Below are 21,161 nucleotides of genomic sequence, written 5' to 3'. Positions count from 1 at the left end.
CACTGACAGAGCCTGGCACACCTCGGGCCTAGCGTCGGCCCGGGCCGGTCATCCGGCCCGAAGGCCGTCGAAGAGGAGCCCGGCATGACCAGAACCGCCCCCACCGACCACCCCTCCGTGATCGAGCTGCGCCAGTACACCCTGCGCCCCGGACGCCGGGAGGAGCTCATCGAGCTGTTCGACCGGGAGTTCATCGAGACGCAGGAGGAGACCGGGATGATCGTCCTCGGCCAGTTCCGCGACCTCGACGATCCGGACCGTTTCGTCTGGCTGCGCGGCTTCGCGGACATGGAGGCCCGGCGGGAGGCCCTCTCCGGCTTCTACGGCGGCCCGGTCTGGGCCGCGCACGGTCCGCAGGCCAACGACACGATGGTCGACTCCGACAACGTCCTGCTGCTGAAGCCCGCGCCGTCCTGGAGCGGCCTCACGATGACCCCGGCCGACCGGCCACGGCCGGGCACCCCGGCACCGGACCGCTTCGTGGCCGCCACGCTGTGGCACTTCCCCCAGGGCACCCACGACGGACCCGACCTGATCCGGAACGCCCTCGTCCCGCTGCTCCGCGAGACAGGCCCCGCCCCCTTCGCCGTACTCACCACGGAACCGTCGCCCAACACGTTCCCCAGGCTCCCCGTCCGCACCGACGAGAACGTCGTCGCCGTCCTCACCTCGTACCCGGACGAGACCGCCCACCACCGCCACCTCGCCGCCGCGACGGCCCTCCCCGCCGTACGCGACGAGATCCTCCCGGCGGTCGAGCGCGCCCAGACCACGGGCCCCCAGGTCCTGCGGCTGGCGCCCACGGGGCGGTCGCTCATGCGGTGAGGGAGCGGAGGCGCTGCCGCATAATCCTCGGATGGCTCAGACTTCCGTACCGATATCGACCGGCTCCGACTTCGCCGGTGTGCCCGCCTGGGTGTCCGCCGATGCCGTCGAGTGGGTGAGGGCTCGTCCTGGGTGGTGGGCGTGGCCGGTCTGGTCCGTGGTGGCGTTGGTGGTGAGCGTCGGGGCTGCGGTTGTCGCCGAGGCGGTGACCGATGTGGTGCCTGTGTGCAGTGAGGCGGCGCCGTGTGGGCCGGACTGGCTCGGCTTCGTGCAAATGGCGCTGGCGATCGGGCTGTTGTACTGGTACGTCCGGCTTCCCGAGGTCGTGCTCGTCGTCGCGCCGGTGCTCGCGGGCATCGTGGTGTGGGGGGAGGTCCGCTCCAGCGGCGGGGCCGTGCTGGTCGCCAATCTCGGAGTGCTCGCGGCCCTCGGGCTCGGGTGGGCGGCGGCGTGGGCCCGGTTGCGGGGGCGGCGGAAGCAGCGGCTGGTGCTTGAGCGGGTGGCGGGCTCGGGGTACCGGCGGTGGGAGCCGGCCGGGCGGTTGTGGCGGGGGGCGGTCCTGATCGGCACCGGGCTCGTGCTGGTCGCCCTGGCCGTCGGCGCGGTCGTGGTCGGGCTGCGCGCCGTGGCCGAGGACGAGCGCGCGGCCGCCCTGGCGACCCGTACCGAGGCCCTGGTCACCGGGCGCACCGACCTGTCGCTGCGGGTCCGCGCCGAGGACGGGCGGCGGCTCACCGTCGACGCGCTGTTCCCCGAGGACTACCGCGTCGGGAGTACGGTCACGGTCCTGGAGGACGAGTCGGGGGCCCGGCTCGCCGCCGAGCCGTACGACGCGTTCGGGGAGCAGCTGGCGACCCTGGCCGCCGGGTTGCCGGGGGTCTCCCTGCTGACGGCGGGGCTGCTCGCGCGGCGGCGTGCGGCGGCGCTGCGGTCCCGGCCCGTGCCCGCCCTGCGGGTGCTGGAGCGGATGGACGAGGAGGGGCGGACCTGGGTCTACCCCGCCGACGACACGGCGGAGCGGATGCCGCTGTTCATGTGCGCGTGTGCGGCGGAGGAGCCCCCGGGCCTCGAAGGGCCCTGGGAATCCGGTGAGCCCGGTGAATTCGGTGACGTGCGCCACGACGGTTCGTTCCTCGCCGTCCGGCTGCGGGAGGCCGTCATGCTCGGGGTGCCGTACGAGGGTGGTGAGCTCGCCCTCCTCGCCGAGGAGTTCGACGGGCAGCCCGTGGCCATTCGGACCGTCGCGCCCGTCCGTGCCGTGCGGACGCCGGTGGCCCCAGGTCGGTGACCTGGGGCCGGGCCATCCGTCAGATGGTGCGGCGGCGGCGGGACATGCGGCGGAGCGTCAGGCCCGTCGTGAGGGCGGTCGTGGCCAGGAAGGCGGCCAGGAGGGTCCAGCGGGTGGTGCCGGTGGCCGGGAGGGCGCCGGTGTCGTGGTGGGGCGGCTGGGGGCCCGGGGCGGGGGCGGGGGTGAACGTGTTGGTGATGTCCACCGTGGTCGCCGTGGCCGTGCCGGTCACGGTGACCACGCCGTCCGTGCCGCCGTCGGAGGCCTGGTACGTCACGGTGTCACCGGTCGGCACGTCGGTCTCCGTCACCGTGCAGGTCGCGCCCTGCGGGACCTTGATCTCGCGGGTCTCGCCGTCCGAGAGGGCGAAGGAGCGGTCGGCGGGCGGGAGGGGGACCTGGCCCTGGTCGGTCGTGCAGGAGAGAGTGAAGGGGTACGGGCCTGGGGCGCCGCCGACCACGTGCTTGGTGACCTTGATCGTGGCGGCCGGGAACGTGTTCGTGATCGTGATCGTCGCGTCGCCGGTGGGGGTGATCACGACCGGGTCGTCCGGGGTGCCGTGGTCCACGACCGCCTTCGTCGCGCCGCCCGTGTCGATCTCCTCGGCCCAGCAACGGGCGTTCACCGGGAGGGGCTTGACGGTGGTCGGGGTCGTCGCGGTCACCTCGTACGTCTTCTGGAAGACCCGGTCGCCGGGGGTGCCGGGGAGGGTGCAGGAGACGCGGACCTCGAAGGTGCGGCCCTCCGCGTAACGGGCCGCGTCGCCGTCCACGGCCTTGATCAGGCGGAGTTCGCCGAAGAGGTACGTGTTGGTGATCTCGGCGGTGGTCAGCGTGGGGGTGGCGGACGTGGACGGGCGGATCGTGACGTGGAGGGGGTCGGACTCGGGGTGGTTCGACGTGCCGCCTCGGGCCGAGGGCTCCCAGACGGCGCAGTCGGCTCCGGCCGGGATGCCGTCGATCGTGACCGGCTTCGACGCGGAGACCTTGTAGTCCGTGTCCAGGACCGTCTGTTCGGGGCGGCCCTGCGGCGTGATCACGCACGTGACGTGGAAGGGGAAGACGGCCTTGCGGAGGGGCGGGTCCAGTTGCGCCGGGTGCTCGCCGAGCTCCTTGACCAGCTTCAGTGAGCCGTACGCGAGGGCGACGCCCACCTGGATCGGCTCGTTGGGCTGGAGGACCCGGGGAGAGCCCGCGCGGTCGGTGGTCTCGTTGTGGGCGTACGAGTTCCAGGCGATGGTCGGATCACCGTTGCGGGTGACGTCCAACGGGGTGTCCATCGCGTAGGTGATGTCGACCGTGCCGCCCGGCGCGAGCGGGGTCGGGAAGGTCAGGCTCATCCGGACGCCGGACGCGCCCGGGCCGTACGCGTCGTCCCAGGTCCCGGACGGGCACTGGGCCGCGTTGGAGCCCGCGCCGCCCATGTCCAGGTCGTCGGTGCACAGCGGCTCGTCGTTCTCGTACGCGACCGTCATGGTGCCGGGACCGGTCAGCTCCGGCCGCGACGCGAGCGTGGGGCGCTCGTCCCAGGCGGTGCCCCGGCTCTGGCCGAGGAGGACGCCCTTGTCGCCCTGGACGGGGAAGCGGTCGACGAGGCGCATGGCCGTGCCGGGCTCCGTGCCGGAGTTCTGGACGCGCATCAGGTAGCCGTAACGGTCGCCCGGGTTGACGAGGGCGACGCACGGGGCGGTGGTGTAGCGGCGGCCGGCCGCGTCGGTGGCGGTCAGGCACGAGTCGTCGGCGACGGGCACGACCTCGCCGCTGCGCTGGTTCAGCCAGCCGAGGGCGTCGTTCCCGGACACCCACTTGCGGGCGCTGAACGAGGCCCCGGACTTGGCGGTCAGCGTCGCCTGCGCCACGCAGTACCGCCCGGCGCCGAAGGAGCCGTCGTCCTGGGCGGTGCCCTCGCAGGTCAGGTCCTGGTCGGAGGAGGTCGCCCCCATGGTGTTGGTGACGACGTCCCCGGCGCGGATGCCCGCTTCGAGGCTGACGTGGATCTCGATGGTGAGGGTGGCGCCGGGCGCGAGGACCCAGGGCCTGCCGTCGGCGTCCTTGGAGAAGTCCCAGGTGAGGCCGGAGATCCGGCCGCCGCCACCGGTGATCCCGGTCGTCCCAGCCGCCGCGGCCTCCGCGGTCGTCTGGGTGAAGACGGGTGCGGGCACGGGCGGGGTCCCCGCGGGGACCTTCGTGTCGATGACCTTGTACGGGTTCCCGGCGTCGCCCTGGAAGGTGTCGACGAAGGCGATGCCGGGCGGCAGGGCGTCCTTGACGAGCAGGTCCGGGATGTTCGCGGTGCCGGTGTTGGTGACCTTCAGATAGAAGGGGGCGTCCTCGCCGGGGGCCAGGACGGTGTTCGGCGCCTTGCTGACGGACAGCACCGGGGCGCCCTTGACCAGGTTCAGGGTCGCGTCGACGGGGGCGATGTCCTTGGGCCTGCCCGGGTCCTCGACCTTGGTGAGGAAGCGGCCGCTCGCCGTGTCCTCCAGGTGGTCGGGGACCGGCTGCCCGTTGCTCCGCAGGGCCGGGCGGGGGCTGACCGTGAAGACGAGCACGCCGTCGCAAGCGGACTGGGCGCACGGCTTGATCGTGTAGCCGTCGTTGAAGGTGCTGGTGGAGGAGTAGGTGACACGCAGGCCCGTGACGTCGGCGGCGGTCACTCCTGCGGGCAGGGCGGCGGTCGCGGCGGGAGTGCCGACGGTCCAGGCCCCGTTCACGTACGCGTCGATCCGGACGCGGTCGGCGCCGGCGGGCAGCCGGTTGGACGTGATGCCGGTGAGGTCGACGGCGTCGAAGAAGTCGGCGTCGAGGTCGGTGACCTCCAGGTACTTCGCGCTCATGTTGCCGGTGTTGCGGATGGTGAGGGTGGTGTCCGCGGTCTGGCGGGGCAGGCCGGGCACGTACCGGGGCAGCTCACCCGGGCTGATCGACTTGTTGAGGGAGGCCGAGTCCGAGGCGGGCCCCGTGTTCAGGCCCGGGGAGCAGACGTTGGCCCCGGGGACGTAGTCGCCGCCCGCGGTGATCGAGTAGCAGTTGCTGAAGGTGACGCCGTTCTCCGTGCCCTCGCGGCGCTCGGTGACGACGTCGACGGTGAAGGAGGTCTGCGGCGGCATGCCGCCGGCGTAGAGGGCGCGTACGCCCTGGGCGCGGTGCAGCAGGTCGGTGTCGGAGGCGTCGTACGCGACCCAGGCGCCGCTGCCGCCGGCCGCCGTCGGGTCCCACAGTTCGATGGTGACCGGGGCGGAGGACGGCGCCACGGAGACGGAGTCGATCTGGAGCACGTCGAAGGGGCTGACCCCGGTCGGCTTCCCGTCCGGGCCGGCTGGCGGGTCGGTGACGACCGGGTCGATCAGCGGCTTGTTGCCGTTGTTGGTGACGGTGAGGTGCATGGGGATGGGCTGGCCGGGCGGTACGTCGGTCTGGTCGACGGTCTTGGTGCCGTCGCCCGAGGTGTTCGGCGACTCGATCGGCAGGCTCTGGCAGGCGGTTCCGGCGGCCGTCCCGCTGCCGTCGGTGCGGCCCGCGTCGCCGGTGAAACCGGCGCAGTTGGAGACGCCGGGGCTGCTGCCCGAGGGCAGGTCGTCGGCGGTGACGGCGGCGGTGAGGGTGCCGTGCAGGTCGAGGCCCGCGTCGGCGCCCGGCTCGATCGTCGGCTTCCCGTCGGCGTCGACGCCGGTGTAGACGACCTCGACCTTGGTGACCGTGGTGCCGCTCTTCGCCACGTCGACGGTGGTGTTCTGGGTGTACGTGCGGGGGCGGACGGTCCCGTCGGCGTAGCTGACGGTCAGCTTCGCCTCCGTCGCCCCGGCCGGGAGGCGCAGCCGTACGGTGTCGACGTCCAGCTTGTCGAACTCGCTGGTCGCGGTCGCGTCCGGCTCGGTGACGGTGAGGGTCGCCACCGGGAACGGCGAGCCGTTCGTGACGTCGACCAGGGTGCTGACCGGCGAGTTCTCGCCGAGCACGGCGTGCTCGGCGGTCTCCTGGGTGAAGTCGCCGTCGGTGTCGGGGACGTACTTCTTGGTCCCGGTGAGGACGAGGACGTCCGGCAGGATGTCGTACGTGTCGCAGGCCGGCGCGCCCTTCACGGTGCCGTCCGTGGTCTCCTTCGCCGACGGGGTGGCGCAGTTGTCGACGGTGACCTTGTCGGTGGGGCGGAGCGGGGTGCCGTCCGCGCGCTGGGTGTCGCGCAGCTTCAGGCCGATCTCGACCGTCCCGCCGGTCGCGTCGTACGGCAGGGGGTCGCCGCCGCTGTCGGTGAAGACGACCTGGACGCCGACGACGTCTCCCGGGGCCACCCCCGGGGGCAGCGGCAGGGCGCCGGGGGCGGAGAGCGCGGCGCCGGTGCGGGTGGCGCCGCCCGCCGTGGTGACCGTGAGGCGGGCGGTGTCGGCGCCCGCCGGGAAGCGGGTCACGGTGGCGGCGGTGAAGTCGAAGGACCCGAAGGTGTCGGCGCTGTCGTCGGTCACCGACAGCTCGGTGACCTCGGCCGAGGACGAGGAGGCGTTGCGTACCCCCAGGGTGAGGGTGGACTCCTCGCCGCTGCCCGCCACCGCCGAGCCGTCCGCCCAGGTCTTGGTCGCCACGGGCTTCACCACGCGCGGGATGGAGACGGTGACGGTGGTGGAGCCGGTCCTCGGGTCGGCGTTGGCGGCGGTGACGCGGGCGGTGTTGGTGACGGTCGCGCCGTCCTTGGCCGGGGTGTCGGCCGGGAGCCGCATCCCGACCTCCACGGTGCCGGCCTGCCCGGCGCGGAGCCCGGTCTTGCCGGAAGGATTCTGCAGGGGCTGGGTGTAGCGGATCGTCAGCTTGCGGGTGGTCTCGTCGTAGGTGACGTCCCGCGTGGTCGTGGACTGCGGCAGGCTGGTCACGTCGAGCCCCGCCGGGAGCGTGTCGGTCACGGTGAAGTCCACGCAGTCCACCGTCAGCCCCGAGCACTGTCCGTTGAGGGTGTAGACGAACGCGTCCCCCGGTTCGAGCGGCTTGCCTCCGGTGTCGTCGGTCTTGGTGATGCCGACCGCGCTCCGCGGGTCGGCGGGCGCCGCGAGCACCGCGGCGGCCGCCGGAGAGGCGTGGAGCAGGCTGAGCGCGGTGACGATCCCTACGGCCAGCCGGACGGATCGGGGCCGACGTCTGGGCATGAATCAGTCCTCATCCGCACCGACCACGGCCCACGACACCCACGCCGCCCCCCGCCGCCGGCACTCGTCCAAAAGGGTCTGCCAGTGATCATCAGGACCCTAGGGACGGGCGGGATTACGGCATTCGAGCCACGCCGTCCGAATGGTGACTAATCGGGAGATTAGGCCGTACGGGGAGGGGGACGGCCTCCCCAGTGGCGCTCAGACGAACAGGAAGGCGGCGGCCGTGCTCGCGCCCAGGGCGGCTCCGGCGAGGGTCTGGGCCACCGAGTGGTAGCCCAGGGCGACGCGGGACCAGCAGACGCCGGCCGTCAGCGCGTACGCGGCGAGCCACCACGGCGAGTGGACCGCGGCCAGCAGGGCGACCACCGCCGAGGCCACGGCGGAGTCCACCGAGATCTTCCAGACGGTGTTCACCGCGAGCAGCCCGATCGTCATCGCCCACAGCGCGAGCATCGCGACCAGGATGGCGGTCGGCGCGCCGCCGAGGAGCATGACCACCGAACCGGTGCCGATGGAACCGAGGATGACGAAGAAGATGGGCGCCCGTTGGGTGCGGTCGACCACGTGCCGGTCGCCCCAGGTGCCGCGCTTGCGCTCCCACTCGATGTAGCCGGCCGGTATCAGTCCGGCGCACAGGGCGCCGAGCAGGCCCCACAGCAGGCCGGTCCAGTGGCCGGCCGCGGCGAGGCCGATGCCGAGCATGCCCACGAGGAGAGCGTTGCGGGGCTGGAGGACGTCGGTGACGAGGCGGGCGGTGCCGACCGGCGTACCCGTGGCGCGGCTCACGCGCCCGCCGCCAGGCCCTCGTGGAGGACGACGCGGCTACGCTGCTCCGGGATGGACTTGTACGCGGCGGCGACCCGTACCAGCCAGGCGACCTCCCCGTCCTGGTCGGTGGCGTGCTTCGTCTCGAAGGCGGCGGCCTTCCCGGCGGCCGCGCCCTCGGCCTTGGCGACCAGGGCGGCCTTGATCCAGTACGCGTCGGCGAGCGCGTCCGCCTTGCCGGGGTCCGCGCCCTCCCCCGCCGCGGCCTCCTTGGCGGCGGTCAGCAGGCTGTCGGGCACGTAGTGGCGCAGCTTCTCGACGGCGTCCGCGATGTCGGCGGCCCAGCGGTCGACGCGCAGGTCGGCCGGGGTGTCGAAGCGGGTCAGCTCCCGGCCGAGCGAGGCCGGCGGGGCGAAGGGCTGGTCGGGGAAGGCGGTCATGAGCTCGCGCCACAGGGGGTGCAGGTTGACCTGGGCCCGCCACAGCCTGGCGCGGCGCCAGCCCTTGCTGAAGGCGGGGAGGGAGGCGCCCAGCGCGAAGAAGGCGAAGAGGACCAGCTGGGCGGCCTCGGTGGCCTCGTCGAAGGTCAGCGCGAAGCTCTCGCTGGGCTTGTCGACGACGCTGATCCAGAGGAAGAGGGTGCGGCTGAGGGTGTAGCCCACGCCGATGAACATCGCGAAGGTCATCATGCCGAGGCCGACCCGCAGGTGCAGCAGCTTGGCGTCGGCCGTGGCCAGGGCCCACTGGTACGCGCAGACGGCGGAGGCGGCGCCCAAGTAGAGGTAGAAGACGGTCATGTAGAGCGTGGCGCCCCACTGGCCGGCGTGTTCGGCGACGAAGCGGTCGGCGGGGACCGAGCGGTCGACCACCGTGAAGAAGAGCACGGTGAGGAGGATCAGGGTGACCACGGAGGCCTTGGCCGCCACCTGCTGGATGAGGCGGGCGAAGCGCACGTGGCGGGGGACGGGACCGCCCTCGGGGAAGTGCCCGTAGATGGCGACGATGTAGCTGAGGATCGCGAGGATGGCGATGGTGGACGTGTAGTGCTTGATCAGCACGGCGAGGTCCACGACGGGGCTGTTGTTGAGGCCTATGCGGACCACTTGGGTCTTGGTCCACAGGGCGACGGCGAAGCCCGCGTAACACCCCCACAGGGCGCGGCGCCGCTTGTCCTCCTCGTCGCCCCAGAGCGCGGCGGGCATCCGCCACAGGGCGACGGCGGTCATCAGACCGGCGATGAGGTAGCCGGCGAGGTCGAGCGCGGTCACGTGAGTTCCTCGGGGTGGTGTTCTGCGGGGCGGGCGGCGGCGGTCACGAGCGGCGGAAGAGGCCCCGGCGGCGGTTGGCCACGGGTCTGGAGAGCGAGTTGGCGAGCCGGCCGACCATGTCGTCGCTGGTCACGTCACGGGCCATCCGGGGGATGAGGGAGGCGCCGAACTCGGCGACCCGCTCGTCGTGCGTGTCGTACTGCGCGCGGGCCTGGACGGAGTCGGAGGAGAGCACCCGTTTGATCAGGGAGGTGTCGAAGACCGGGAGCAGCTGCCGCAGTTTCTCCGCGTCGAGGCTGGTGCCGTGGTCGAACCACTCGTGGCACAGCTCGTGCAGGATGACGTGCTGGGTCTGGTACGCGGTGGGGCGGCGGCGGTAGAGCACGTAGCTGGTGGTGCCGGACTTCAGGCGCAGCCCGCAGGCGGCGTTGACGCGTGCCAGGCGTTCGGGGAGTTCCTGGAGGACGATGGTCCGGCCGCGGGCGGCCTCCATGTTCGCCACCAGGCCCTCGATGGTGAAGGGGGCGGGGATGGGAAGGTCAGCCAGCCCGGCTTCGCACTCTTTGCGCAGTTCACGCAGGGACATTGAGGCCTCTTGGTCGTCGTCACGCGTGTGTGACATGCGATCCGCGATTTTAGCCAACGCGGGTCGCCGGGCCGGAGGCGCGGGCGCTAACTTCCCGGTTCCGGGTCCTCGGGGGCGCCGTCGGGGCGCTGCTTGGCCTGGGTTTCGGCGAGGAGGGAGAGCGCGAACTCCAGCAGCTCCGCGGGCAGCCCGTCGTCGTCGACGCCCCGGCCCGCGACGCCGCTGATCTCGCCGGTACGCCGCTTGGCGAGGAACTGGAGCCCGGCGACCACGTCGCCGACGACCTCCGACTCCTCCTTGAAGAACCGCCAGTCCACGCCGAAGCCCAGTCCGAGCGCCTTGAGGATCTCCTCGGACGGCTGGGTGACCTTGCCGGCCAGGATGTTGGAGAAGTAGCTGTGCGAGAGGGAGCCGCCGCGCTCCTTGACCAGCTCGGCGAAGGTCCGCCCGGACACCTTCTGGCCGGGGAAGGTCTTCTCCAGCATGTACTCGACCTTCTGCCGCAACGACTGCAGCTCAGGCACGTGTTCGTCGCCGATGTCCATCCCGGTTACCTACGTTCGCATCCTGCACCGGCGCAAGTACCGGGCTTGCGTAAACACTCTACGTCACTGTTAACTGCAAAAAACACGGCCAGGGCACCACAGGGGAGTGCCCTGGCCGTGCCCCACACCCACGCGCCCGCCCACCCGGCGCCGCCAAAGGGTGTAGCCCTTCGCGACGGGGGATGCGCGAAGGGCTACCCGTGCAGTATGCCAGCCCCTTGGGGGGCGCTCCACAGCGCATCGCCGACGGCCCGTCAGGGGATTCACCGGCCCGCCACGCGCAGGGATCCGTCGCCGCGCCGCAACGGGATGTCCAGGACCGCGTCCGGGGCCCTCGCCCACCATCTCCCGGAGCATGAAGCCGCCTCGGAAGTTCGCCATCATCCGACTCTAGGAGCGCGCACTGACACCGAAGCCCGCCCGAGTGGGCGGAGGCGATGCATACCCCGACAAAATGCGCATAACGGCGAGCGGTGTTGGGATGGGCCGGACGGACACATCTCCCCCCGAACGGAGCCACATCATGGGCGCAGCTCTCCCCTTCGAGGACGCCACCGACTTCGACGACGCCGATCGGGGGTTCCTCGGGGCCCTCGTGCCCGGGGTGGTGCGGGACGCGCGAGGGCGGGTCGTGTGGGACAACGACGTGTACGGGTTTCTCGGTGACGAGTGCCCTGAGACCGCGCATCCGAGTCTCTGGCGGCAGTCCCGGCTCTGCGCCAAGCAGGGGCTGTACGAGGTCACCGAGGGCATCTATCAGGTGCGTGGGCTCGACCTGTCCAATATGACGCTCGTCGAGGGCTTGCGCGGGATCGTCGTCATCGACCCGCTGATCTCCACCGAGACCGCCGCCGCGGCCCTCGCGCTCTACCGGGAGCACCGCGGGGACCGGCCCGTCACCGGGCTCATCTACACCCACTCGCACGCCGACCACTTCGGCGGCGCCCGCGGTGTGCTGCCGGACGGCGCCGAGGAGGGCGTGCCGGTCCTCGCCCCGGTCGGCTTCCTGGAGCACGCGGTCAGCGAGAACGTGTACGCGGGCAACGCGATGACCCGCCGGGCGTCGTACATGTACGGGGCGAGCCTGCCCAAGGGCCCCGCCGGGCAGATCGGCACCGGGCTCGGCCAGACCACCTCCATCGGCACCATCAGCCTCGTCCCGCCGACCGTGGACATCACGGAGACCGGGCAGGAGGAGACGGTCGACGGCGTCCGGATCGTCTTCCAGCTCACCCCGGGCACCGAGGCCCCGGCCGAGATGAACTTCCTCTTCCCCGACCACCGCGCCCTGTGCCTGGCCGAGAACGCCACCCACAACATGCACAACGTGCTGACGCTGCGCGGCGCCGTCGTCCGGGACGCGCGGGTCTGGTCGCGCTATCTCGACGAGGCCGTCGAGCTCTTCCACGGGCGCTACGACGTCGGCTTCGCCTCCCACCACTGGCCCACCTGGGGCCACGACAACGTGGTGCGCTTCCTCACCGAGCAGCGCGACCTCTACGCGTACCTCCACGACCAGACCCTGCGGATGCTCAACGAGGGCCTGACCGGACCGGAGCTCGCCGAGCGGATCCAGCTCCCGCCCGCGCTGGAGAAGTCCTGGCACACCCACGGCTACTACGGCTCGCTCAACCACAACGCCAAGGCGGTGTACCAGCGTTATCTGGGGTGGTTCGACGGCAACGTGGCCCACCTGTGGGAGCACCCGCCGGCCGAGCTCGCGCTGCGGTACGTGGACGTGGCCGGCGGGCCCGCGCAGGCCCTCGCCAAGGCCCGCGCGTACGCCGAGGACGGCGACCTGCGGTTCGCCGCGACCCTGCTCAACCACCTGGTCTTCGCCGTCCCCGAGGACAGGGAGGCCCGCGAGACCCTCGGCTCGGTCTACGACCGGCTCGGGTACGGCTGCGAGAACGGGCCCTGGCGCAACTTCTACCTCACCGCCGCCCAGGAGCTCCGGCACGGCGTCCAGGGCGAGATGGTCGACACGACCAACCCCGAGATGTCGATGGCGCTGACCGTACCGATGCTGCTCGACTCGGTCGCCGTCCGGATCGACGGGCCGCGTGCCTGGGACGACGAGCTGACCATCGACCTCGTGGAGGTCGAGTCGGACGCGGACGCCGTACGGCGGCTCACGCTGCACAACGGCGCCCTCACCCACCGGGTCCTCACCGCCCCGCCCCGCACCCCCGCCGGGCTCACCCTCACCCTCGCCAAGCCCCAGCTCCTCGGCCTGCTGGCCGGGAAGAGCCCCCAGGAGCTCGGCGTCGGGGTGTCCGGCGACCCGGCGCTGCTCGGACGCCTCCTCTCGTACGTGACGACGCCCGACCCGCTCTTCCCGATCGTCACCCCCTGACCGGTCAGCCGGAGGTGACGGGCGGCGGCTCCACGGGCCGCCGCTCCTGATCCTCCGGCTTCTCCGGCCCCTCCGGCTCCTCCGCCAGGAACTCCGTCACCGCGAAGGCGAACAGCAGCGCGAGGACCAGGCCGACCACCACCCAGCCCGTCGGGTACGACCAGAGCACGTACACGAGGATCGCCAGCGCCACCAGCGCCCAGATGATCCACCGGCGGTAGCGGCCGACGAACGGGCCCACCGGACCGGTGCGGAAGCCCGCGTGATCGGCGGTCGTCCGGGCCGCGCCGATGCCCGAGTGCCACACGCCCCGCACCAGGGTGGCGTACTTCCCCGGCCCGGAGAGCCAGGCGGCGAGCGCGACGACCACGCCGAGGACCGCGACCATCCGCACCGAGGTGCGCAGATAGCGGATCAGGATGTCGTAGACGGAGCCCGCGGCGGCCGGGGAGACGCCGTTGGGCAGGGCGTTGAGGTAGACCGTACGGAAGACGGTCAGGCCGATGCCGAGGACGAGCACCCCGGCGACGACACCGAGGGCCGCGGCGACCAGGCTCCGCCGCCGGTGGGTGGCGAGCAGGACGCCGCCCGCGACGAACACGACCGCGATCACCGGCAGCCAGAAGCCCATCTTCTCCAGGAGCGCGAAGCCGGTCTTCGCCTTCCCGATGTCGTCGGCCTGGACGAGGGTGAAGTCGGTGTGGACCTCGGGGATCTTGCCGGCCACGGTCAGGCCGGAGTCGACCAGCTTCTGCTTGACCTGGTCGACGACGGGCGCGAGGTCCAGGGTCACCGTGTTCTGGTTGATCTTCACGGCGCCGTTGTCGTTGCCGGTGAGGGCCCGGTCGAGGGAGGTGTGGACGGCCCGGTTGGCGTCGTTCCAGATGTTCTGGAAGGTGCCGGAGGCCACGACCTGCTGCGTCTTGTCGTGGACGAAGCTGCCGACGGCCCCTTCGAGGGAGTTGCCCAGCTTGCCCAGGGCCTTCTCCAGGACCGGGCGCTGCTCGGGGGCCACGCCTTCGAGGAGGTCGGTGAGGTTGATGTGCTCCATGACCACGTTGGTGACCCGGGTGGCGACGGCCGCCTGGACGTCCGCGTCGGACGCCAGCGGGGCGACCGTGGCGACATAGCGGTCGGTGTTGCCGAGCAGGTCGGCGGTCCAGGCGGCGACCAGGCTCAGCGGGGCCAGGACGCAGCCGATGACGATGAGCAGGGCCGAGAAGAAGGAGCGCACCCGGTGGTGGACGGGGGCGGGTGGGCGGGCCGCCGCCTCTGATTCCAGCGCGGCCACCCGGGCCCTCAGCACCGCGAGTTCGTCGTCTCCACCGGTCGTCATGCCGCCTCCGGAGTCTTTCCGGCGCACGGCGGAGCGCCACGGCCGGTCGTCCCGGCCCACCGGTCGTCCGAACGGGCCGATCATCCCGATTGTGTGCGGTGCGCGAACGTTTGTCGCTCCGAGCGGGGCCATTTGCGATCATGCGGACCATGCCGAGCATCCCGACCTTGCCGCCCATGCCGACTCCGCCGGCCACGAAGCCGCGCTGTGCCGTACTCGACGACTTCCAGGGCGTCGCCCTGTCCTGTGCCGACTGGAGCCCGCTCGACGACCGGGTCGACGTACGCGTCCTGCGGGAGCACCTCGCCGACCGTGACGCGCTCGTCGCCGCCGTCGAGGACTGCGAGATCCTGGTGGTGATGCGCGAGCGGACCCCGCTCGACGCCGCCCTCCTCGACCGGCTGCCCCGGCTGCGCCTGATCGTCACCTCGGGCATGCGCAACGCCTCCATCGACGTCGCCGCCGCCCGCGCCCGCGGGATCACCGTCTGCGGTACGGCCAGCGGCTCCGAGCCGCCCACGGAGCTGACCTGGGCGCTGATCCTGGGCCTGGCCCGGCAGGTGCACACGGAGAGCCGCGCGATGCGCGAGGGCGGGCCCTGGCAGTCGACGCTCGGCCTCGACCTGTCCGGGCGCACCCTGGGGCTCGTGGGGCTCGGCAAGATCGGCGGCCGGGTGGCCCGGATCGGCCTCGCGTTCGGCATGGACGTGGTCGCCTGGAGCCCGAACCTGACGGACGAGCGGGCCGCCGAGCACGGGGTGCGGCGGGCCGCGAGCCTGCCCGCCCTGCTGGCCGGCAGCGACGTCGTCTCCCTGCACATGGTGCTCTCCGACCGCACCCGCGGCCTGCTCGGGGAGCCGGAACTGCGGGCGATGCGCCCGGGCGCGTACCTCGTCAACACCTCACGTGCGGGCCTGGTCGACCAGGCGGCGCTGCTGCGCGCGCTGCGCGAGGGCCGGATCGCGGGGGCCGGGCTCGACGTGTACGAGACGGAGCCGCTGCCCGCCGACGACCCCCTGCGGACCCTGCCGAACGTGCTCGCGCTGCCGCACCTGGGGTACGTGACGGAGGCGAACTACGCCCGCTACTTCGGGCAGGCGGTGGAGGACGTCGAGGCGTTCCTGGCAGGGGCGCCCGTCCGCGAGCTCGACTGACGGCGGACGCGCGTCGGCCCCGTACCCCTGCGTGAGAGGTACGGGGCCGAGGACGGCGTACGGGATCGGCTCAGGCGGCCGGGGCCGGCCGGGCCTCCCGCACCGGGGCGGGTCGCGGGGCGAGGAGCCGCTCCGCGAGCAGGCCGAAGGCGAGGGCGAAGACCACCCACAGACCGGCCTGGATGCCCAGGGTCGCGAGCCGGAACTCCCACAGCACGGCGGCGGGGAAGCCGGACTGCACCGCGTCCCCGTTGCCCGGCAGGAACAGGCACGCGACCGTGACCGCGGCGACGAAGCCCGCGCCCGCCACGACGGTCGCGTTCCAGTTGCCGAGGCGCGGGGCGAGCCTGCGGCCCGTGACGACCGCGGCGATGCCGAGCAGCACGCTCAGCAGGATCATCAGGAAGAACAGCGTGGTGCGCTGCCCGATGGTGTCCGGATTGCCGACGGCCGGCGGGGTCGCCGGGTACTTCAGGAACGGGACCAGATAGACCGTGGTGAAGGCGGCCGCCGCGACGAGCGCCGCGGTCGCCTTCGGGCTGAACCGGCCCACCCTGCCCAGGACGAAGCAGAACGCCAGCGACGCGATGCCGCCGAGGGCGACGCCGTAGACGAGGACACCGGTGGCGAGACCCGCCGTGGACTGGAGGTCCCGGCTGACGATCTCCTCCTCCTCGGCGGGGTCCGCGGCCTGCCCATGGCCCGCGCCATGGCTGTGGGCTGCCGCGTGCTCCGCCTTGGCGGCGGCCTCCTCGACGGCGATCGAGGCGTTGACGGACGGTTCACCCGCGACGTAGGCGACGGCGAAGGCGAACAGACCGGCGATCAGGCCCGCGAGCATGCCGCGGACCAGGAGCCGCCCCACGAGCGAACCCGTGGGAGCGGCGGAGGGAGAGGGAACGGTGGGGGATGACATGTGCGCGGTGACCCCTCAGTGGCAGGGGAAACCGAGCAGGTGACGCCCGTCGTGCACCCACTCGTGCACGTCGCTGCCCGCGAACACGGACAGGGCGCCCTGCTCGGCACCGACGAAGTAGAGCGCGACGAGCATCAGGATCCCGGCGAACGCCGCCCACGGGAGCACCGCGCGGACCGGCAGGGAGACCGGAACGGCGATGGCGGGGGTGGACGTGACGGCGGGCGACGCGATGGCCTCGGCCATGGTGGAACCTCCTCGGGAACTCGCGTCCCATACGGTGGTGCGCGACGACGGTCGTCGGGTCTGACTCACCCGTCCCGGGGGTGCCGGGGCGGGCTCACAGTGGCGCGACCGTGCCGGATTTGCACCGGACTTCCGTCTCGCCGTCGTCGTTCTGTGGAATTGACGCCTGACCGTACCGCGCCCGTCACTCCCCGCCAAGAGTGCCTGGGAGGCGGGCGGATGAATTGAGGGATGAATCACCCATGACCGCGCGCTCCCAGACCGTACGGCTCACCCTCGTCGCCCCGGCCATGACCGCCGCGCTGCGCGAGGCCCGCTTCGACGACGGCGGGCCCGTCGAGGCCGTCACGGCGGGCCCGTTGACGCTTCCGGCGGGGGTACGGGTGGTCGGCTCGCCGTCCGGGCGGTGCCGGGCGACCGCCGAGGCGCTGGGCCTCGACCCCGCCGCCGTGCGGGACGAACAGGCCCTCGCGGGCTGCGCGATGGGCCGCTGGCGGGGTCGCCGGCTCGACGAACTGACCGCTACGGAACCGGAGTCGGTGGCGGCCTGGCTCACCGACCCGGCGGCGGCCCCGCACGGCGGCGAGTCCCTGCGGGAGCTGCGCGCGCGGGTCGCCGGCTGGCTGGACGCCCTGGACCCGGCCGACGGCCCGGTCCACGCCTTCACCGAACCGGACGTGATCCGCGCGGCCCTCACCCACGCCCTCGGCGCCCCCGACACCACCTTCTGGCGCCTCGACGTACGCCCCCTGCACGCGGTGGAGCTGTCGGGACGGTCGGGGCGGTGGAACGTGCGGGTGGGGGTGGGGGTGGGGTGAGGGGTGGGGGTGGGGGTGGGGTGAGCCGCCGGGGACGCGTACGCCTCAGCCCAGCGACGCGCGCGCCTCACCCCAGCGACGCCCGCGCCAGCTCCACGAACTCCTCGTCCGTCAGCCCCAGTTGCCGCGCCTCCGCCGCCAGCTCCCTCAGCCTGTCGACCAGTTGGGCGCGCCCGGGGGCGGCGGCGCCCGGCACGATGACGGCGCCGCGGCCCCGGCGGAGCTCGATCAGGCCCTCCTCGCGCAGGCGTTGGTAGCCGCGCAGCACGGTGTGGACGTTGACCCCGAGGGAGTCGGCGAGCTCCCGGGCGGCGGGCAGGCGCTCGCCGGGGGCGGCGGTGCCGTCGGCGAGGGCGGCGCGGACGCAGGCGGCGATCTGGTCGCCGAGGGGCACGGCGGAGGCGGGGTCGACCCGGAAGAGCACGATCAGTCCCTTCCGGGGGTGGTGGTGCCGGGAGCATTCCCCTGGCGTTCGACGAGCGCGTTGAGCAGGCCCGCGGCCGTCTCCGCGTCGTCCACGGTGACCACGAGCTCCCGCCCGTCGCGGCGCCGCAGGACGAGGCCGGGCCCCGAGCGCAGGATCACGCCGCTCGCCCCGGCGCGGACCCGGTAGCCCCAGCCGCCGAAGTCGGCGAGCGGGTCGATGTCGCGGGTGGTCGCGCCGGTGATGTCGTCGAGCGGGACCCGCAGCCGGGGCCGGGACACCAGGGCGGGCCGGACGGTCAGACCGCGCCGGTCGGCGCTCACCCGGACCCGGCTCAGCACGGTGCCGGGCACGCCGACGGCGAGCGGGATCAGCGCGTACGGCCACGGGGCGAAGAAGGGGACGACGAGCACGGCGAGCAGGAAGGCGGCGCCGAGTGCGGTCAGCGGGACGGACCCCGCACCGCGCGCCCAGCCCGCGAGCTCACCGGCGCCGAGGTCGAGCCGGGGCGCGCCGTCGGGCACGGGCACCTCCCGCACGGGCTCCTCCGGCGTGAACCGGGTGAGCCCCCACCCGGCGAGGGCGACGAGGGCGGCGACCGCCAGGGCCACGGTCAGCACGGCGAGCGGCATGCGGGCCTCGGCCGGGTCGGTCACGTCGAGGTTGCCGCGCAGCAGCAGCGCGAGCAGCGCGCCGGTGAACCCGGCGGTCGCCCAGGCGCCCCACAGCGCCCCGCGCCGGACGAGCAGGGTCCAGCCGGTGCCGAGGCCGAGCAGCAGGACCGGGGCGATGACGAGGTAGCCGCCGGTGGCGGTGAAGCCGTCGGGGCGCCCGTCGGCGCCGAAGTGGGTGGCGAGCCGGTCGGGCAGCCGGTCGCGCCAGAGCGCGAACAGCAGCAGGTCGATGGCGAGTGCGAGCACGAACGGCAGTGCGGCGAGCAGCCGCAGCCGGGGGGCGGCACGGTTCACAGGATCCTCCCCTGGTTCCCATGGTGGGTGTCTCAGTGGCTCTCAGTGGCATTGTTCGTTCTACTTGTTCGCACTCTACTAGAACAATCCCCCGTTCGGGATGCGGAACTCCCCCTCGCCCTGTTGACTGGCCGCTGACTGGCCCAAATGTGTACGAATGGGGAGAACCGCATGCGTCGTCGGCCCGCCACCGCCACTCTCGCCGCCCTCACGGCCCTGACCGCCCTCACCGCCGCCGTGACCACCGGGTGCGGCAGCGACGACGCCGAGCCGGACCCCCTGCGCGGCGACCAGTGGGCCCTCGACGCGCTGAAGATGCCCGCCGCCTGGGACACCGAGCGGGGCGACGACACCGTGATCGCCGTCGTCGACACGGGCGTCGACCTCGACCACCCGGACCTGAAGGGCCGCCTCGTCGACGGCTACGACTTCGTCGACAACGACGACCAGCCCAAGGACCTCAACGGCCACGGCACCCACGTCGCCGGGATCGCCGCCGCCCACACCGACAACGGCGTCGGCGTCGCGGGCGGCGCGCCCGGCGCGAAGATCATGCCGGTGCGGGTCCTGGGCGCGGACGGCAGCGGCACCAACGAGAACATCACCAAGGGCATCGTCTGGGCCGCCCAGCACGGCGCCGACGTCATCAACCTCTCCCTCGGCGAGTCCGGCCTGATGGCCCGGCTGCTCAAGGGCGGCGTCCTCAACCAGGCCATCGCCGTCGCCAACTCCAAGGGCGCGGTGGTGGTCGCCGCCGCCGGCAACGACTCCACGATCCTCCAGCCGTACGAGCTCGACACCCCGGTGCTCGTGGTCAACGCCGCCGGCGAGAACGGAGCCCCCGCCTCCTTCACCAACTTCGGCGCGCAGAACGCCGTGTCCGCGCCCGGCGTCGACATCCTGTCCACGCTGCCGACGTACACGACGAAGGAGACCCTGAAGAACACCTCGGGGTACGGGGAGCTCTCCGGGACCTCGATGGCCTCGCCGTACGTCTCCGCCGTGGCCGCGCTCCTGCACCAGCAGGGCCTGGACCCGGCCGCGATCATGAAGACGATCCAGCAGACCGCCAGCAACCCGCAGAAGCTGCCGAAGCTGGGGCTCGGGAACGTGGACGCGGCGGCGGCGGTCGCGGCGGGCAAGGACGCCAAGAACAAGTAGGGCCCCGGAGCGGGACGGGCGTCCGGCATCGTGACGTACGGGACGGGGTGTGGGACGGTGGGCGCATGCCGGTACCCGTGATCCTCGACTGCGATCCCGGACACGACGACGCCTTCAACATCCTGCTCGCCGCGGCCCATCCGGCCGTCGACCTGCTCGCCATCACCACCGTGGCGGGCAATCAGACGGTGGAGAAGACCACGCTCAACGCGCGCCGGGTGTGCTCCGTGGCCGGGATCCACGGCGTCCCGATCGCGGCCGGCCGGGACCGCCCGCTGCACGCCGGGCCGTACGGGGCGCCGCGCGTCGCCGAGAACATCCACGGCGGCTCGGGGCTCGACGGGCCCGGCTTCGGCGAGGGCGAGCCGCCCGTGCCGCAGGACCCGCGCGACGCCCTCGCGCTGACCCGGGACGTCCTGCTCGCCCACCCGGCACCCGTCACGCTCGTCCCCACGGGCCCGCTGACCAACGTCGCCGCGCTGCTGCTCGCCCACCCCGAACTGGCCGCCAGGATCGAGCGGATCGTCCTGATGGGCGGGTCCACGGGGCGGGGCAACACCACGCCCGCGGCCGAGTTCAACATCCTCTGCGACCCGGAGGCGGCGGACCTGGTCTTCCGCAGCGGGATCCCGCTGACCATGTTCGGCCTGAACGTCACCCACCAGGTCCGGGCCACCCCCGACGTGCTCGCGCGGCTGGCCGGGCTCGGCACCCCGCTCGGGCGCCTGTGCGTCGAGCTCCTGACGTACTTCGCCGCGACCTACCGCGAGGTGTACGGCTTCGACGCGCCGCCCCTGCACGACCCGCTGACCGTGGCGCACCTGATCGACCCCTCGCTGGTCAGCCTGGTGCGGGCGCCGGTGGCGGTCGAGCTGACCGGCACGTACACGCGCGGGGCGACCGTGATCGACCTGGACGGCGTGACCGGCCTGCCGGCCAACGCCGAGGTCGGCATCGAGGCGGACGCGGACCGCTTCTGGGACCTGATCGTGGACGCGGTGCGGGTGCTGGGGGAGCGGTCGGTCAGCGCGTCGCCTTCTTGACGCCGCCGCCCGTACCCGGCCGGTACGGCTTCACCGAGCCCCCGCCGATGCCCGGGGCGATCCGGACGGGCGTCCGGGTCGCGCTCGGGGTCTCGTCAGGGGTCCCGTCAGCGGTCTCGTCCGGGTTCTCGAACACGTCCTCGGACGGGGTGGACGAGGGCGCCGGGGGCGCCGACGTCGTGGGCTTCGCCGACGTCGGGGCGGTCGGCTTCGGCTTCTTGCCCCGGCCGTCGTCGTCGCCACCGCCCGAGCAGGCGCCCAAGGCCAGGACAAGCCCCAGCACAGCCGCCGTCGTCATCACCGTTCCGCGGGCACGCATGCCCAC

Annotated in this window: 18 protein-coding genes; 7 read left to right on the top strand and 11 right to left on the bottom strand. The window is 72.9% G+C overall.

From position 1 onward, the window contains the following. Positions 1-84: 84 nt before the first annotated feature. Complete coding sequence (locus tag ABTZ54_RS28615) at positions 85-825, top strand: NIPSNAP family protein (protein ID WP_351668555.1); 741 nt, start codon at positions 85-87, stop codon at positions 823-825. Between the two features lie 274 nt (positions 826-1,099). Further along, a complete protein-coding gene (locus ABTZ54_RS28610; protein WP_351668553.1) occupies positions 1,100-2,113 on the top strand; it encodes a hypothetical protein in 1,014 nt (337 codons plus the stop codon). A 19-nt stretch (positions 2,114-2,132) separates the two neighbouring features. Here ABTZ54_RS28610 and ABTZ54_RS28605 read toward each other — a convergent pair whose 3' ends face one another. The 5 genes from ABTZ54_RS28605 to ABTZ54_RS28585 form a co-directional block, all read right to left on the bottom strand. Next, on the bottom strand, positions 2,133-7,247 hold the full coding sequence (locus ABTZ54_RS28605) for a DUF5979 domain-containing protein (RefSeq protein ID WP_351668551.1): 5,115 nt from the start codon (positions 7,245-7,247) through the stop codon (positions 2,133-2,135). A gap of 201 nt (positions 7,248-7,448) precedes the next feature. Next, positions 7,449-7,952 carry a hypothetical protein gene (locus ABTZ54_RS28600; protein ID WP_351668624.1) on the bottom strand — a complete coding sequence of 168 codons (504 nt, stop codon included), beginning with the start codon at positions 7,950-7,952 and terminating at the stop codon, positions 7,449-7,451. Positions 7,953-8,032: 80 nt separating this feature from the next. After that, complete coding sequence (locus ABTZ54_RS28595; protein ID WP_351668549.1) at positions 8,033-9,283, bottom strand: MAB_1171c family putative transporter; 1,251 nt, start codon at positions 9,281-9,283, stop codon at positions 8,033-8,035. A gap of 43 nt (positions 9,284-9,326) precedes the next feature. Then, a complete protein-coding gene (locus ABTZ54_RS28590; RefSeq protein ID WP_351668547.1) occupies positions 9,327-9,869 on the bottom strand; it encodes a toxin in 543 nt (180 codons plus the stop codon). An 86-nt stretch (positions 9,870-9,955) separates the two neighbouring features. Beyond that, on the bottom strand, positions 9,956-10,414 hold the full coding sequence (locus tag ABTZ54_RS28585) for a hypothetical protein (RefSeq protein WP_351668545.1): 459 nt from the start codon (positions 10,412-10,414) through the stop codon (positions 9,956-9,958). 523 nt (positions 10,415-10,937) lie between these two features. On the opposite strand from ABTZ54_RS28585, the gene ABTZ54_RS28580 reads away from it, so the two are divergent. Beyond that, complete coding sequence (locus ABTZ54_RS28580) at positions 10,938-12,770, top strand: alkyl/aryl-sulfatase (protein ID WP_351668543.1); 1,833 nt, start codon at positions 10,938-10,940, stop codon at positions 12,768-12,770. Positions 12,771-12,774: 4 nt separating this feature from the next. Here ABTZ54_RS28580 and ABTZ54_RS28575 read toward each other — a convergent pair whose 3' ends face one another. Then, complete coding sequence (locus ABTZ54_RS28575; RefSeq protein WP_351668541.1) at positions 12,775-14,106, bottom strand: hypothetical protein; 1,332 nt, start codon at positions 14,104-14,106, stop codon at positions 12,775-12,777. A 176-nt stretch (positions 14,107-14,282) separates the two neighbouring features. Here ABTZ54_RS28575 and ABTZ54_RS28570 point away from each other — a divergent pair, with 176 nt between their 5' ends. After that, the gene (locus ABTZ54_RS28570; RefSeq protein ID WP_351668539.1) at positions 14,283-15,260 is read left to right on the top strand and encodes a D-2-hydroxyacid dehydrogenase family protein; all 978 of its coding nucleotides are present in this window, start codon (positions 14,283-14,285) and stop codon (positions 15,258-15,260) included. A 70-nt stretch (positions 15,261-15,330) separates the two neighbouring features. On the opposite strand, the gene ABTZ54_RS28565 is transcribed toward ABTZ54_RS28570, so the two are convergent. Further along, entirely contained in the window at positions 15,331-16,176 is an 846-nt protein-coding gene (locus tag ABTZ54_RS28565; protein WP_351668537.1) for a CbtA family protein, read from the bottom strand. Positions 16,177-16,191: 15 nt separating this feature from the next. Then, positions 16,192-16,422, bottom strand: a complete 231-nt coding sequence (locus ABTZ54_RS28560) for a CbtB domain-containing protein (RefSeq protein ID WP_351668535.1) — start codon at positions 16,420-16,422, stop codon at positions 16,192-16,194. A 242-nt stretch (positions 16,423-16,664) separates the two neighbouring features. Between ABTZ54_RS28560 and ABTZ54_RS28555 the strand changes: the two genes are divergently transcribed. Continuing rightward, complete coding sequence (locus ABTZ54_RS28555) at positions 16,665-17,240, top strand: histidine phosphatase family protein (RefSeq protein WP_351668533.1); 576 nt, start codon at positions 16,665-16,667, stop codon at positions 17,238-17,240. A gap of 67 nt (positions 17,241-17,307) precedes the next feature. Here ABTZ54_RS28555 and ABTZ54_RS28550 read toward each other — a convergent pair whose 3' ends face one another. After that, positions 17,308-17,664 (bottom strand): GntR family transcriptional regulator, encoded by a 357-nt coding sequence (locus ABTZ54_RS28550; RefSeq protein WP_351668531.1) that lies wholly within the window; start codon positions 17,662-17,664, stop codon positions 17,308-17,310. Positions 17,665-17,666: 2 nt separating this feature from the next. Beyond that, positions 17,667-18,632, bottom strand: a complete 966-nt coding sequence (locus tag ABTZ54_RS28545) for a DUF1648 domain-containing protein (protein ID WP_351668529.1) — start codon at positions 18,630-18,632, stop codon at positions 17,667-17,669. Positions 18,633-18,803: 171 nt separating this feature from the next. Here ABTZ54_RS28545 and ABTZ54_RS28540 point away from each other — a divergent pair, with 171 nt between their 5' ends. Together ABTZ54_RS28540 and ABTZ54_RS28535 are read left to right on the top strand one after the other, a co-directional pair. Next, on the top strand, positions 18,804-19,793 hold the full coding sequence (locus tag ABTZ54_RS28540) for a S8 family serine peptidase (RefSeq protein ID WP_351668527.1): 990 nt from the start codon (positions 18,804-18,806) through the stop codon (positions 19,791-19,793). Positions 19,794-19,858: 65 nt separating this feature from the next. Beyond that, entirely contained in the window at positions 19,859-20,836 is a 978-nt protein-coding gene (locus tag ABTZ54_RS28535; RefSeq protein WP_351668525.1) for a nucleoside hydrolase, read from the top strand. Here ABTZ54_RS28535 and ABTZ54_RS28530 read toward each other — a convergent pair. Further along, complete coding sequence (locus ABTZ54_RS28530) at positions 20,817-21,155, bottom strand: hypothetical protein (RefSeq protein ID WP_351668523.1); 339 nt, start codon at positions 21,153-21,155, stop codon at positions 20,817-20,819. The genes ABTZ54_RS28535 and ABTZ54_RS28530 overlap by 20 nt on opposite strands. Positions 21,156-21,161 lie beyond the last annotated feature (6 nt).

Origin of the sequence: Streptomyces sp. NPDC094032 (genome assembly GCF_040303965.1) — a bacterium.
Classification (GTDB): Bacteria; Actinomycetota; Actinomycetes; order Streptomycetales; family Streptomycetaceae; genus Streptomyces.
This window is presented reverse-complemented; position numbering and strand designations above follow the sequence as displayed.

Coding starts and splice junctions, on each gene's coding strand:
- ABTZ54_RS28600 (WP_351668624.1), bottom strand. CDS start 7,952: ATGCTCGGCATCGGCCTCGCCGCGGCCGGCCACTGGACCGGCCTGCTG.
- ABTZ54_RS28575 (WP_351668541.1), bottom strand. CDS start 14,106: ATGACGACCGGTGGAGACGACGAACTCGCGGTGCTGAGGGCCCGGGTG.
- ABTZ54_RS28590 (WP_351668547.1), bottom strand. CDS start 9,869: ATGTCCCTGCGTGAACTGCGCAAAGAGTGCGAAGCCGGGCTGGCTGAC.
- ABTZ54_RS28530 (WP_351668523.1), bottom strand. CDS start 21,155: ATGCGTGCCCGCGGAACGGTGATGACGACGGCGGCTGTGCTGGGGCTT.
- ABTZ54_RS28580 (WP_351668543.1), top strand. CDS start 10,938: ATGGGCGCAGCTCTCCCCTTCGAGGACGCCACCGACTTCGACGACGCC.
- ABTZ54_RS28535 (WP_351668525.1), top strand. CDS start 19,859: ATGCCGGTACCCGTGATCCTCGACTGCGATCCCGGACACGACGACGCC.
- ABTZ54_RS28560 (WP_351668535.1), bottom strand. CDS start 16,422: ATGGCCGAGGCCATCGCGTCGCCCGCCGTCACGTCCACCCCCGCCATC.
- ABTZ54_RS28615 (WP_351668555.1), top strand. CDS start 85: ATGACCAGAACCGCCCCCACCGACCACCCCTCCGTGATCGAGCTGCGC.
- ABTZ54_RS28605 (WP_351668551.1), bottom strand. CDS start 7,247: ATGCCCAGACGTCGGCCCCGATCCGTCCGGCTGGCCGTAGGGATCGTC.
- ABTZ54_RS28540 (WP_351668527.1), top strand. CDS start 18,804: ATGCGTCGTCGGCCCGCCACCGCCACTCTCGCCGCCCTCACGGCCCTG.
- ABTZ54_RS28610 (WP_351668553.1), top strand. CDS start 1,100: ATGGCGCTGGCGATCGGGCTGTTGTACTGGTACGTCCGGCTTCCCGAG.
- ABTZ54_RS28570 (WP_351668539.1), top strand. CDS start 14,283: ATGCCGACTCCGCCGGCCACGAAGCCGCGCTGTGCCGTACTCGACGAC.
- ABTZ54_RS28585 (WP_351668545.1), bottom strand. CDS start 10,414: ATGGACATCGGCGACGAACACGTGCCTGAGCTGCAGTCGTTGCGGCAG.
- ABTZ54_RS28565 (WP_351668537.1), bottom strand. CDS start 16,176: ATGTCATCCCCCACCGTTCCCTCTCCCTCCGCCGCTCCCACGGGTTCG.
- ABTZ54_RS28555 (WP_351668533.1), top strand. CDS start 16,665: ATGACCGCGCGCTCCCAGACCGTACGGCTCACCCTCGTCGCCCCGGCC.